Here is a 13,082-nt window from a genome sequence, read left to right as displayed (position 1 = left end):
TCCTCGGGACTCATAGGGGCGTCATAGCGTGAACCGATCCAACGCTCGAACCGTGTGGTTAACGTAGAGGAGATCCGCCGCGAGGCACCGCAGAAGGAGGACCATCATGATCCGCACCGCCGCAGTACCCCGTCCCGTCCGCATCGGAGTCGCCGCCGTCGGAATCGCCGGCGCGCTGGCGCTGGCCGGCTGCTCGACCACCGGAACCCCGGAGTCCGACACCACGACGGACGCGACCACGACCACCCCCGCGCCCACCGCGAGCAGCACACCCGACGCGACCGCATCCGAGTCGGCCGCACCCGCCGATGACAGCGCGTATGCCGACGGGACGTACACCGCAGAGGGCTCTTATGCGACCCCGGAGTCCGTCGAGACCATCGTCGTGACCGTCACGCTGCAGGACGACATCATCACCGCGGTCGACGTGAGCGGCGACCCGCAGAAGAGCGAGTCCGCCGAGTACCAGGGCCGCTTCATCGGCGGCATCGCCGAAGTGGTCGTCGGGCAGAACATCGACACGATCTCGGTGAGCCGTGTCGCCGGGTCATCGCTCACCAGCGGGGGCTTCAACCAGGCGATCGACACGATCAAGTCGGAAGCCGCGTAGCGCGGTCGGCGCAGCGGTGGCATCCGAATCGAGCGCGGACCGCATCTGGCGGTTCGATGCGATCGGCACCGTATGGCACATCGAGACCGACTCGCCGCTCGGTGCCACCGCAAGATCCTCCGTCGGGGACGTGATCGAGACGTTCGATCGGGAGTGGTCCCGGTTCCGCACGGATTCGCTCATCGCCGCCCTGGCCGCAGGCGCAGGAGCCGTGCCGGCGCCGGCGGATGCGACCGCCATGCTCGACGCGTTCGTCGACCTGGATCGCGCGACCGCCGGCGCGGTGAGCCCGCTGATCGGTGCATCGCTCGAGGCCCGCGGATACGACTCGACCTACGGCTTCGTGGATCGCGGCGCGCTCCCCGCGCCGGCCGACTGGCGCGAGCGGCTGTCGTGGGAGGGCGGGACCCTGGCGCTCACCGAGCCCGGCGTGATCGACGTCGGCGCGCTCGGCAAGGGCCGCCTCGTCGACCGCGTGCTCGAGACCCTTCTCGAACGTGTCCAGGGCGATGTCGTGGTCGACGCGAGCGGAGACCTCGCGGTCTGCGGCACTCCGCAGCGCGTCGGCCTCGAGCACCCGTACGACGCGCGTCGTGCGATCGGCGTGGTGGAGGTGACGGATGCCGCGCTCTGCGCGTCGGCGACCAACCGCCGCGCGTGGGGAGACGGCCTGCACCATGTGCTGGATGCCCGCACCGGAGAGCCGGTGCGCACGATCGCCGCGACGTGGGCGATCGCCCCGACCGCGATGCGGGCGGACGCCGTCGCGACCGCCCTGTTCTTCGACGGCGGCCCGGAGCTCGCGCACGAATGGGGCGTCGAGTGGGTGCGGATGACCACCGACGGCCGCGTCGAGTGGTCGCCGGGGAGTAAGGCAGAGTTGTTCCTGTGATCGGAACCTTCACCTCCCTGTGGAACCGCGTCTTCGCGGTGCTCGGCCGCGTCTCGATGTACCGCCTCGCGCTGCTCTCGCTCGCGGGGCTGGCGCTCATCGCGCTGGTCGTGTCGTTCTTCCAGCTGGTCGTGCCCACGCCCTGGGAGCTCCTGGTCACCTCGGCCGTGCTCGCGGTCGTCTGCGTCGGGGTGGATGCCGCTGCCCAGGCCATCGTGCGCCTGCCATGGCGGATCGAATCCTCGCTGATCACCGCCGGCATCCTGCTGTTCGTTCTGCGCCCCACCCTGGACCCGGCCGGATTGGCCGGGATCGCGCTCGCTGCGGCCGTGGCATCGCTCTCGAAGTACGTGCTCGCCTGGCGGGGGCGCCACATCTTCAACCCGGCCGCAGTCGGCGCGACCGTGCTGACCCTGGTGAGCATCGCGGTTCCCGCTCTCGGCGCCTCGTCGTGGTGGGTCGGCACGCCGGTGATGGCGGCGCCGGTGATCGTGCTGGGCCTCGCTGTGCTCATCCGCACCGAGAAGGTGCGCGTCATCGCCGTCTTCATCGTGACGGCAGTCGCGGTGGCGGTCTTCCGCACGGCGGCGCAGTACCAGGCGGCCGGGCTGGCCGTCGACGGCGGGGCGATCCTCTCGACGGTCCTGTGGTCCTCACCCTTCCTCTTCCTCGGCGCCTTCATGCTGTCCGAGCCGCTGACCCTGCCCCCGCGCCGCTGGCAGCAGTTCACGGTCGCCGCCGTGGTCGGAGTGCTGGCTGGCTGGCCGATCGATCTCGGCGCGATCAGCCTCGGCCAGGAGCGCGCGCTGCTGATCGGCAACCTCGTCGCATTCGCGTTCGCGTTCTCCGTGCGCTCTGCCGTCAAGCTCACGCTGGAATCCCGCGCCGATCTGACCCCGACCGTTCAGGAGCTCACATTCCGCGCCCGCCGGCCCGTGCTCTTCACGCCGGGACAGTATCTCGAGCTGGACGTTCCGCATCGGCATCCCGACGCCCGCGGCACGCGGCGGGAGTTCAGCATCGCCTCCGCGCCGGAGGACCTGCCTCTGCTGTCCGTCGCGTTCCGCGAGGTTCCGGGGGCGAAGACCCAGAGCTCGTACAAGAAGGCGCTCGCCAAGGTCGGCGCGGGTGACGGTCTCGCCGTCACCGGCGTCTGGGGTGACTTCGTGCTGCCGAAGAAGGCGACCAGTCCGGTCCTGATGGTCGCGGCCGGCATCGGGATCACCCCGTTCGTGTCGCAGCTGCGCCACGTGAGGCTGACGGGCGAAGAGCGCGACATCGTCCTGGTGTACGTCGCCTCGGATGCCTCGGAGCTGGCGTTCCGCGACGAGCTCGAGGCGTCCGGCATCTCGGTCGTCGTCTTCACCCGCGATCAGCCGCAGGACCTGCCCCGCCACTGGCTCTGGGCGCGAGGTGTGCGGCTGGACTCCGACGGGCTGCTGCAGGTCGTGCCCGACATCGCGGCCAGGCACGCGTACATCTCCGGTCCGGCCGCACTGATCGCCGACCTCGCGCCCGCTCTGGAGCGCGCCCGGTCGATCACCACCGACGCGTTCAGCGGATACTGACCGGCGCGGTCAGCTCGCGTGCGGCGCAGGTGTGACCGGGAGCCGCACCTCGAACGTGGTGGATCCCGGTGCGCTGCGCACCGATATGGATCCGCCGTGCGCGGTGACGATCGCCTGCGCGATCGACAGGCCGAGGCCCGTGCCGCCGGTCTTGCGCGCCCGGGAGCGATCGGCGCGCGAGAACCGCTCGAACAGCTCGTCGGCGATCGCAGGATCGATTCCCGGGCCGTCGTCGGTGACCCGGAGCACGGCATCTGCGCCCTCACGCGCGACGGCGAGCGTCACATTCGTCCCGGCCGGAGTGTGCGTGCGCGCGTTGGCGAGCAGGTTGCCCACGACCTGGTGAAGGCGCGACGCGTCGCCGGTCACGACGACCGGCTCTTCGTCGAGGTCGAGCTCCCAGCCGTGGTCGGGCCCGGCGGGGGTCGCATCCGCGATCGCCTCGATCGCGAGGCGCGACAGGTCGACAGTGCCGTAGACCAGCTCCTGACCCTCGTCCAGCCGCGCCAGCAGCAGCAGATCCTCGACGAGTGCGGTCATCCGGATCGACTGGGCCTGGATGCGCTCCAGCGACGATTCGGTCGTCTCGACGTTCTCAGGCGCGGGCGCGGCACCGGGCCCCTGCGCCTGTCGCAGGGCGCGCAGCGAGAGCTCGGAGAATCCTCGGATCGACGCGAGCGGAGTGCGGAGCTCGTGACTCGCGTCGGCGACGAAGCGCCGCATCCGCTCCTCGTTGCGCTGGCGCGCGTCGAGGGACTCGCCGACGTGGTCCAGCAGCGTGTTCAGCGCGTGCCCGACGCGCCCGATCTCGGTGTCCTCGTCGGTCTCGTCGTCCGGCACACGCTCGGTGATCGACACGGCACCCTGGGAGAGGGGGAGGGCGGCGACTCGGGTCGCGGTGTCCGCGACCGCGCGCAGGGGCTTGAGGCCCGCACGGATCACGAGCGCGATGGCCGCGGCCAGCAGCAGCAGGCCGCCCGCCGTCACGAGGGCGATCGTGGTGAGGGTGGCGCCGATCGTCGATCGCACCTCCGTGACCGGGAGTCCCGCGATGGCGAAGAAGCGATCGCCGCGCACGGGCACGATCCGGTAGTCGCCGATGCCGTCTCCGAGCGAGACCGTGGTGAATCCGCCCTGGCCGATCGCGTCGATCACGTCCTGGATCTGGGCCTCGGTCATCCGCACGACCTCGCCGTCCTGATCGACGTACGCGCCCGAGACCGCCCCGTCGATCGGCTGCGCGATGAAGAGGAACCCCGGCTCCTGGCGACCCTCGTTCAGCACGTCGTACGCGTCCCGGCTGGTCGCGGGGAACTGCGGGATCTGCAGCGCGCGTCCGGCCTGCTGCGCGGCGTTCTCCAGCTGAGCGTCGAGATTCTTCTCCAGCACGCTGCCGAGGGCGGCGCTCGTCGCGATCGCGACGATCACGAGGATGAGCGAGACGATGCCGATGACCGTGGCCATGAGCCGGGTCTGCAGGCTCCAGCGCCGACGATGACGGCGGACGGGAGGAACGGATGCCGCAGCCGGGGGCGGCTGCTCGGCATCCGCCGTCGCCTCCGAGTCCGGAAGCGAGTCCGCAGGAGGTGCTTGGGTCACTGGGGGGCCTTGATCATGTAGCCGACGCCGCGCACGGTGTGGATGAGGGGCTCGCGGCCGTGATCGATCTTCTTGCGGAGGTAGGAGATGTAGAGCTCGACGACGCTCGAGCGTCCGCCGAAGTCGTAGTTCCACACGCGGTCGAGGATCTGCGCCTTCGACACGACGCGGCGCTGGTTGCGCATCAGGAAGCGCAGCAGCTCGAATTCCGTTGCCGTGAGCTCGAACTGGTCGCCGGAGCGCTCGACCTCATGGCTGTCCTCGTTGAGGCTGAGATCGCCCACCCGCAGGATCGGCTCGGCATCGGCGGACTGCGCCGTGCCCGCCCGCCGCATGAGACCGCGCAGGCGTGCGACGACCTCTTCGAGACTGAACGGCTTCGTGACATAGTCGTCGCCGCCCGCGGTCAGGCCGGCGACCCGATCGCTGACGGCGTCCTTCGCGGTCAGGAACAGGACCGGCACGTCGTTGCCCGACTGCCGCAGCCGCTGCAGCACGGCCATCCCGTCCAGGTCCGGCATCATGATGTCGAGCACCATCGCATCGGGGTCGAAGTCGCGCGCCGCCTGGAGCGCCTGGAATCCGGAGCCGGCGGTGCGAACATCCCACCCCTCCATCCGCAGCGCCATCGACAGGAGGTCGGTGAGCATCTGCTCGTCGTCGACGACGAGCACCCGGAGAGCGGAACCGTCGAGGCGACGAAGGGCGGGAGCGGAAGCGGTGGTGGTCATGCACCCATTGTGCGCGCCTTCCTATGTGCTTCCTATGGAGCCGGCTATGCGGTGGCTGTGAGATTCGGCCCGCGGGCTCATCACCGGTTCATAGGTTTCTCTGGATCGCCGCATCGACGGCGTCCATAGCGTCTGATCGAACGGCAGAACCGGGCCGTCGGGAGGAGACCCATGTACTGGACCTATCTGCGCCGAGAACTGGTCGGCCGCAAGAAGCAGACGATCATCGTGGCGGCGGGGCTCGCGATCGCGATCGCGCTCGTGATCGTCGTGAACTCGCTCGCCGCGGGCGTCCGGGATGCGCAGGCGCAGGCGCTCGAGTCCGTCTACGGCGTCGGCACCGACCTGACCGTGTCGGGCGCGATGGCCGAGCCGGGCGCCGACGGCGCCCCGCAGTTCCAGTTCGACGAATCCGACGGCCAGACCGCCGACGGCACGACGAGTCTCAGTCAGTCCCGACTCATGACGGATCGGATGCGGGGCACCCTGGACTCCTCGACACTCGAGACGATCTCGGCGATCGACGGCGTCGCAGCAGCATCCGGCGCGCTGGCCCTCACCAACACGACCTTCTCGGGGGAGCTGCCCGAACCGGGCACCGCGCCCGAGGCGGCACCCGCGCCCGAAGACGGCAGCAGCGACACGGGTCAGCCGCAGCGCAGCTTCGGCGGCGGCGATTTCGACGTGGACGCCTTCTCGGTGCTCGGGATCGACCCTGCCGAGACCGCGGTCGGACCCCTTTCGGCGGTCACGTTGAGTGAGGGACGCGGGCTCGACTCGGACGACGCCGGACAGAATGTGGCGGTGCTGGACGCGACCTACGCGAGCAGCAGCGACCTCGGGGTCGGCGACATGATCGACGTCGGCGGCACCGACATGGAGATCGTCGGCATCGTCGCCTCCGCTTCGAGCGACGCCGACACCGCCGCGAACGTGTACATCCCGCTGGATGTCGCACAGGCGCTCGCCGGCGTCGAAGACGTCGTCTCGACCGTGTACGTCCAGGCGGAGTCGGCCGACGCGATCGCAGCCGTCCAGGCCGACATCGAGGCGGCACTGCCCGACGCGACAGTGAGCTCGCAGTCCGAGCTCGCCTCGACGGTCTCGGGGTCGCTCTCCAGCGCTTCTGCGCTGATCTCGAATCTCGGCACGTGGCTCTCGATCATCGTGCTGGCCGTCGCCCTCGGTCTCGCCGTGCTGTTCACGATCTCGGGCGTCTCGCGGCGCACGCGTGAATTCGGCACGCTCAAGGCGATCGGATGGTCCAACGGTCGGGTCGTCGGCCAGGTGGCGGGGGAGTCCGTCGCGCAGGGCCTTCTGGGCGGCGCGGTGGGCCTGGCGCTCGGGCTCGCGGGCATCTGGGTGATCAACCTCATCTCGCCGACCATCTCGACCGCCCCGTCTGCGGTGACGGTCGGCGGGCCCGGCGGCGGGACCGTGACCGACGCCGGTCCGGGCGGCGGCGGTCCCGGCTTCGGGGGACTGGTGCAGCAGTCCGGTGCGACCGACGTGGTCCTGAACGCGCCCCTCACCCTCTGGGTCATCGTCGCCGCGATCGTGATCTCGATCGCAGGCGGACTGATCGCCGGGGCCTTCGGGGGCTGGCGGGCGGCGCGACTCAGCCCGGCCGAGGCCCTGCGATCGGTCGGCTGAACGGCGATGTCCACGTCCGGCCTCATTCCTCAGCACACCGACACCAACCACCAGGGAGAAGCCATGACCATGACGGATTCGCCGTACACGGACAGCGCGGATGCGGCATCCGCCCCGATCTACCGACTCAGCGGCGTGACGCGCACGTACCAGCAGCGCGGGCGGATCGTGAACGCGCTCGCGGGAGTCGACCTCGAGATCGCCGAAGGCGACTTCGTCGCGATCCAGGGTCCGACGGGCGGGGGCAAGTCCACGCTCCTGCAGCTGCTGGGCGCCCTCGACAAGCCGAGCAGCGGCAGTGTCGTGCTCGGCGGCACCGACATCGCGACGGTGTCGCAGCGCGAGCTCGGCCGCCTGCGGGCCGAGGAGATCGGATTCGTGTTCCAGGGCTTCAACCTGATCCCGACGCTCACCGCGCACGAGAACGTCGACATGGCGCTCGAGCCGCTGGGGCGCGCGTCAGCAAGCCGGGGGTCTGGGGCGGAGCCCCAGCAGGTGCTGGCGTCAGCGGATCGCGCGGCGCGGGTCGAGGAGGCGCTCGCCCACGTCGGGCTCGCCGACCGTGCCGATCACCGGCCCGGCGAGCTGTCGGGCGGGCAGCAGCAGCGCGTCGCGATCGCGCGGGCGATCGTCAAGCGCCCGCGGGTCCTCCTCGCCGACGAGCCGACCGGGAACCTCGACGAGTCCATGCGCGACGAGATCCTGACCGTGCTCGAGGCGCTCAACGCCGAAGGCCTCACGCTCATCGTGGTCACCCACGACTCGGCTGTGGCCCAGCGCGCGCGCCGCAGGCTGCGGCTCGAGAAGGGGACGATCCGCGACATCACGCGCTGACGCGCCGCCGCGCCGCGTCAGCCCGCGGAGCGTGCGTACGCGACGATCCGGTCGAACAGGCCGTCGGTGTGCTCATCGATCTTCTGCTCGGCGGGGTGGGCGTCGTAGTGTGCGACGATGCGGCGGGCGCCTTCGTCGAATGTGATCGTGGTGCGGAACTCCGGCACGAGCGCGGTGACCTTGCTCACGTCGAACACGACGGAATGCGACTTGTCGCCGAGCAGGCCGGGACCCAGATCGGGCGCGAACGCCGCGATCGCGTCGGATGCGACGTGCACGAACTCCGGATCGGCCACGCCCGCGGCATCCGCGAGCCAGCCGTAGACCTGGTTCCAGGTCGGCGCGTGGGTGCCCGTGATCGTGAACGCCTCGCCGATCGCAGCGGGGTTGCCCAGCAGTCCGGTGAACGCGACGGCGAAGTCGTCGCTGTGGGTGAGGGTCCACAGGCTCGTCCCGTCGCCCTGGATCACCACGGGCCTGCCCTGCCGCATCCGCGCGATGTCGGTCCAATGGCCCAGCGTGGGGATCATGCGCTCGTCGTACGTGTGGGAGGGGCGCACGATCGTGACGGGGAAGCCGCGATCGCGGTAGGCCTCCACGAGGAGGTCCTCGCAGGCGATCTTGTCGCGCGAGTACTGCCAGAACGGGTTGCGCAGCGGCGTCGACTCGGTGATCGGCAGCCGCTGCGGCGGCTTCTGATAGGCGGATGCAGAGCTGATGAACACGTACTGCCCGGTGCGTCCGTCGAACTGGGCGAGGTCCGCGCGGATGTGCTCGGGCGTGAACGCGAGGAATTCCGCGACGACGTCGAAGCGTCCGTCGCCGATCGCGCGACGCATGGCGTCGGCATCCCGCACGTCCGCGACGAGCTCGCGCGCACCCTCTGGCAGCGGCCGGCGGCCGGATCCTCGATTCAGCACCGTCACGTCGTGACCGAGTTCGACCGAGCGTCGCACGCTCGCCGCGCTGATCGTTCCGGTGCCGCCGATGTAGAGGACTCGCTTCGCGCTCATTGTGCCATCGTGCCCGATGCGCAGGCCTTCGGCACGTAGAGTGTGCGCGGGAGTGAAATGACAGTCGTCGACAATGCCATCTATGTGAGCGGGCGCCGCACGTCGGACCCCTCATCGCTCGACCAGACCTTCGAGGAGATGAGCGCGCGCCACGGCATGGCGTGGATCGGCCTGTACCGCCCCGATGAGGCGGAACTGCGCGAGATCGCAGACGAGTTCACCCTGCATCCGCTCGCCGTCGAAGACGCGCTCAACGGACACCAGCGCCCGAAGCTCGACCGGTACGGAGACTCCGTCTTCCTCGTCCTGCGCCCGGCGCGCTATGTCGACTCCAGCGAGGAGGTCGAGTTCGGAGAGGTGCACGTCTTCGCCGGCCCCGGTTTCGTCGTCACTGTCCGTCACGCCGAGTCTCCGGACCTCGCGCGCGTGCGGCACCGCCTCGAGAGCGAGCCGGAGATGCTCGCCCGCGGTCCGATGGCCGTGCTGTACGGCATCATCGACGAGGTCGTGGACGAGTACGAGCCCGTCGTCGCGGGTCTCGAGAACGACATCGACGAGATCGAGAACCAGCTCTTCGCGAACGACCCGTCGGTCGCGCGACGGATCTTCGGGCTGACACGCGAGGTCATCGACTTCCAGCGGGCGGTCGGACCGCTGGTGCCGATCCTCGAGCGCCTGCAGGTGGATGCGGAGGCGTTCGGCATCGACCTGGAGGTGAAGCGGGCGATCCGCGATGTGCACGACCACGCGATCCGGATCGTCGACCGATCGGCGAGCTTCCGGACCATACTCGAGAATGCGCTCCTGCTTCACGCGACGCTCGTGACGCAGCGTCAGAACGACGCGATGGCCGAGATGACCGAGTTCAGCCTCACGCAGAACGAGCAGGTCAAGAAGGTGTCGGGATGGGCGGCCATTCTGTTCGCACCCACGCTGGTGGGGACGATCTACGGCATGAACTTCGACTACATGCCCGAGCTGCACTGGGTTTTCGGCTATCCGATGGCCCTCCTGCTCATGGCCGGGACCAGCGTCACGCTCTACAAGGTGTTCAAGCGCAAGGGCTGGCTCTAGTCCGTTTCCGGGTCTCGACTCATGTCGGGACCCTCCGGTAGCGTCTGTGCGATGCGGATCGATGCGCTGATTTCAGAACTCCCCGGACGCGTGCTGACAGCCGGCGATGAGGGGTGGGATGCCGCTCGGCACTTCCATTCCGGCGTCGGCGACCCCGATGCCATCGTGCGCCCCACCACCGTCGCCGAGGTCGCCGCGGCAGTTCGATGGGCTGCGGCAGAGGGCGTTCCGATCGTCGTGCGAAGCGGCGGACACAGCGATTGGGGCAGTGTCCCGGCCGGTCTCACGATCGATCTCGGCGCGCTGAACGACGTCGAGATCGACGGGCGGACCGTCAGAGTCGGCGGCGGAGCGACCTGGGGCCTGGTCGCACACACCCTCGCCGAGCACGGGCTCGGCGTCAGCTCGGGCGACACCGCCTCGGTCGGCGTCGGCGGCCTCACCCTCGGCGGCGGCATCGGCTGGATGGTGCGAGCCTGGGGGCTCGCTGCCGATCAGCTCGTCGGCGTGCAGCTGGTCACCGCGTCCGGAGAGACGATCGAGGTCACCGATGCCGAGCACCCCGAGCTCATGTGGGCGCTGCGCGGCGGCGGCGGAAACTTCGGCGTCGTGACGCGCTTCGATTTCCGGGCGCACGCGCTGGACTCGGTGGTCTTCGCGACGCTCGGGGTCACCGGAGACGCGCGACCTGTGCTCCGTGCCCTGCGCGAGACTCTGGGCGGCGCACCCCGCGAACTCACGGTGACGTACATGGACGTCCCTGCGATGGACCCGAACGCGCCCGCGGGCGCGACGATCACGGCGGTGTGGATCGGCGGAGACGAGGACTCGGCGCGAACCGCGCTCGCGCCCCTTCTGGACCGCGACGACGTGCACGAGACCGAGATCGCGACGACCGCCTATCCGGATGTCCTTATGGAGATGCCCGCGGCCGATCCCGACAGCCCGATGCCGGGATTCGTCGGCGGCAACACGCTGCTGCGGCAGCTCACCGACGATGCGATCGAACGCCTCGTGGCCTTCCGCGAGGCCAACGAGGCGTCAGTCCTGTTCCTGCGGTCGCTGGGCGGCGCGTTCTCGGATGTGCCGCAGGAGCGCAGCGCGTTCCCCGCCCGCGACGCGACCTGGTTCGCGATGGCCGGCGCGTTCGACATCCCCGGTCTGGTGGACGACGAATCCCGTTCCGCGATCCTCGGTGCGTGGAATGCGATCGAAGCGCTCGGCGCCGGTGTCTACGGCAACTTCACGACGTCGACCGACACCGCCATCGCCGGCAAGATGTACCCGCCGGCGACGATGCGACGGCTGGCCGCAGTCAAGCGGGAGTGGGACCCGGCCAACGTCTTCTCACGCAATCACAACGTGCTCCCGGGCTGATCCGGAGAGACCCGCCGAGCGGGTCGGTGGGCCGGAGGTCGCGCCGAAGGCTCAGTGGGTGTCTTCGGCCTCGATCTCGGTGCGGTCCCCCGACCACAGGGTGTGGAACGTCCCGGGCTTGTCGATGCGCTTGTAGGTGTGTGCGCCGAAGAAGTCGCGCTGGCCCTGGACGAGGGCGGCCGGCAGACGCTCGGCGCGCAGTCCGTCGTAGTACGACAGCGATGACGAGAACGCCGGTGCGGGGATGCCGGCTCCCGCCGCGATCTGCACGATGCGGCGCCACGAACCCTGGGCGCGGACCAGCGCCTCGACGAAGTACGGCGCGGTGAGCAGGACGGGCAGGTCCGGGGTCTCGCCGTAGGCGTCGGCGATGCGGTTGAGGAACTGGGCGCGGATGATGCAGCCGCCGCGCCAGATCTTCGAGATCGCACCGAGGTCGATCGACCAGTCGTACTCGGCGGCGCCGGCGCGGATCTCGTCGAACCCCTGGGAGTACGCGACGATCTTCGACGCGTACAGCGCGAGGCGCACGTCCTCGATGAAGGCGTCGGCGTCCTCGACGCGCAGCGCCTCGACCGGACCGGGCAGGTCGCCCGAGACGGCGCGCTGCTCGGGGTGGCTCGAGAGGGATCGGGCGAACACGGCCTCCGCGATGCCCGAGACGGGGACTCCGAGATTCAGCGCGGTCTGCACGGTCCATGCGCCGGTGCCCTTCGCGCCGGCCTGGTCGAGGATCACATCGACGAGCGGCTTGCCGGTCTCGGCATCCACCTGGCGGAGCACCTCGGCGGTGATCTCGATCAAGTATGACTCGAGCTCGCCCTTGTTCCATTCGGCGAAGATATCGGCGATCTCGGCGGGGCTCTTGCCCGTGCCGCGGCGGATGAGGTCGTAGGCCTCCGCGATCAGCTGCATGTCGGCGTACTCGATGCCGTTGTGCACCATCTTCACGAAGTGCCCGGCGCCGTCGTGGCCGACATGCGTGACGCACGGCTCGCCCTCGGCGACCGCGGCGATCGAGCGGAGGATCGGGCCGAGGGTGACCCAGGACTCGTCAGAGCCGCCGGGCATGATCGACGGGCCGAGCAGGGCGCCCTCCTCGCCGCCGGAGATCCCGGCGCCGACGAAGTTGATGCCGGTCTCGCGCACGGCCTTCTCGCGCCGGATGGTGTCGGTGAACAGGGCATTGCCACCGTCGACGATGATGTCTCCCGGCTCGAACACATCCACCAGCGCATCGATCACGGCATCCGTTCCCGCTCCGGCTTTGACCATGATGATCGCCGTGCGCGGCTTGGACAGGGACGCCGCGAACTCCTCGTACGTCGCGCTGGGGACGAACTCGGCCTCCGGATGCGCGTCGGTCAGGTGCACGGTCTTGTCGTGGCTGCGGTTGTAGATCGCAACGGTGTTGCCCTCACGGCTGGCGAGATTGCGGGCCAGGTTCGAGCCCATCACCGCCAAACCGACCACGCCGATGTTCGCAGGTCCTTCCGCGGGAACCGCGGTCGGCTGCCCGGCGCCGGCCTCGACGGGCACGTCCTCGGGCGCGGGTGCGGCCGCGTGCTCCGGCGCCGAGTCGGGAGTGTCGTCCCGATCGTGCGAGATGTTCGTCTGTGCCGGGTTCTCGTTCGAGGACACGCCTAGCTCCTTGCCGTCAACGGGGGTTCAGTTCCAGCCTAGAGTCTGCCGGAACCGCGTTACGGGGCCGAGGCGAACTGCTCACGGCGA

11 protein-coding genes are annotated in these 13,082 nt (G+C 69.8%); 7 read left to right on the top strand and 4 right to left on the bottom strand.

The genetic code is table 11. The features are described from left to right. Positions 1-106: 106 nt before the first annotated feature. From BM349_RS12235 to BM349_RS12225, 3 genes are read left to right on the top strand one after another with little or no spacing between them, the layout of a single operon-like run. Positions 107-610 carry an FMN-binding protein gene (locus BM349_RS12235; RefSeq protein WP_091707091.1) on the top strand — a complete coding sequence of 168 codons (504 nt, stop codon included), beginning with the start codon at positions 107-109 and terminating at the stop codon, positions 608-610. Positions 611-626: 16 nt separating this feature from the next. Continuing rightward, positions 627-1,502 carry an FAD:protein FMN transferase gene (locus tag BM349_RS12230; RefSeq protein ID WP_091707090.1) on the top strand — a complete coding sequence of 292 codons (876 nt, stop codon included), beginning with the start codon at positions 627-629 and terminating at the stop codon, positions 1,500-1,502. Continuing rightward, positions 1,499-3,070, top strand: coding sequence for an FAD-dependent oxidoreductase (locus BM349_RS12225; protein ID WP_091707089.1), 1,572 nt, complete (start codon positions 1,499-1,501; stop codon positions 3,068-3,070). The genes BM349_RS12230 and BM349_RS12225 overlap by 4 nt, the downstream gene beginning before the upstream one ends. A gap of 9 nt (positions 3,071-3,079) precedes the next feature. Here BM349_RS12225 and BM349_RS12220 read toward each other — a convergent pair whose 3' ends face one another. After that, positions 3,080-4,669, bottom strand: coding sequence for a sensor histidine kinase (locus tag BM349_RS12220; protein ID WP_368086674.1), 1,590 nt, complete (start codon positions 4,667-4,669; stop codon positions 3,080-3,082). After that, positions 4,666-5,400 carry a response regulator transcription factor gene (locus BM349_RS12215; RefSeq protein ID WP_091707087.1) on the bottom strand — a complete coding sequence of 245 codons (735 nt, stop codon included), beginning with the start codon at positions 5,398-5,400 and terminating at the stop codon, positions 4,666-4,668. The genes BM349_RS12220 and BM349_RS12215 overlap by 4 nt, the downstream gene beginning before the upstream one ends. Before the next feature lie 171 nt (positions 5,401-5,571). On the opposite strand from BM349_RS12215, the gene BM349_RS12210 reads away from it, so the two are divergent. Together BM349_RS12210 and BM349_RS12205 are read left to right on the top strand one after the other, a co-directional pair. Beyond that, complete coding sequence (locus BM349_RS12210) at positions 5,572-7,053, top strand: ABC transporter permease (RefSeq protein ID WP_091707086.1); 1,482 nt, start codon at positions 5,572-5,574, stop codon at positions 7,051-7,053. 63 nt (positions 7,054-7,116) lie between these two features. Then, positions 7,117-7,887 carry an ABC transporter ATP-binding protein gene (locus BM349_RS12205; protein WP_091707290.1) on the top strand — a complete coding sequence of 257 codons (771 nt, stop codon included), beginning with the start codon at positions 7,117-7,119 and terminating at the stop codon, positions 7,885-7,887. 17 nt (positions 7,888-7,904) lie between these two features. Here the strand turns inward: BM349_RS12205 and BM349_RS12200 are convergent, their stop codons facing one another. Then, positions 7,905-8,900, bottom strand: a complete 996-nt coding sequence (locus tag BM349_RS12200) for an SDR family oxidoreductase (protein ID WP_091707085.1) — start codon at positions 8,898-8,900, stop codon at positions 7,905-7,907. Between the two features lie 57 nt (positions 8,901-8,957). Between BM349_RS12200 and corA the strand changes: the two genes are divergently transcribed. Further along, positions 8,958-9,974 carry a magnesium/cobalt transporter CorA gene (gene corA / locus BM349_RS12195; RefSeq protein ID WP_091707084.1) on the top strand — a complete coding sequence of 339 codons (1,017 nt, stop codon included), beginning with the start codon at positions 8,958-8,960 and terminating at the stop codon, positions 9,972-9,974. A gap of 51 nt (positions 9,975-10,025) precedes the next feature. Continuing rightward, a complete protein-coding gene (locus tag BM349_RS12190) occupies positions 10,026-11,351 on the top strand; it encodes an FAD-binding oxidoreductase (protein ID WP_091707083.1) in 1,326 nt (441 codons plus the stop codon). A gap of 51 nt (positions 11,352-11,402) precedes the next feature. On the opposite strand, the gene gndA is transcribed toward BM349_RS12190, so the two are convergent. Further along, entirely contained in the window at positions 11,403-12,890 is a 1,488-nt protein-coding gene (gene gndA / locus BM349_RS12185) for an NADP-dependent phosphogluconate dehydrogenase (protein WP_302848255.1), read from the bottom strand. Positions 12,891-13,082: the final 192 nt, after the last annotated feature.

It is taken from the genome of Microbacterium sp. cf046 (assembly GCF_900114345.1).
Lineage (GTDB): Bacteria > Actinomycetota > Actinomycetes > Actinomycetales > Microbacteriaceae > Microbacterium.
This window is presented reverse-complemented; position numbering and strand designations above follow the sequence as displayed.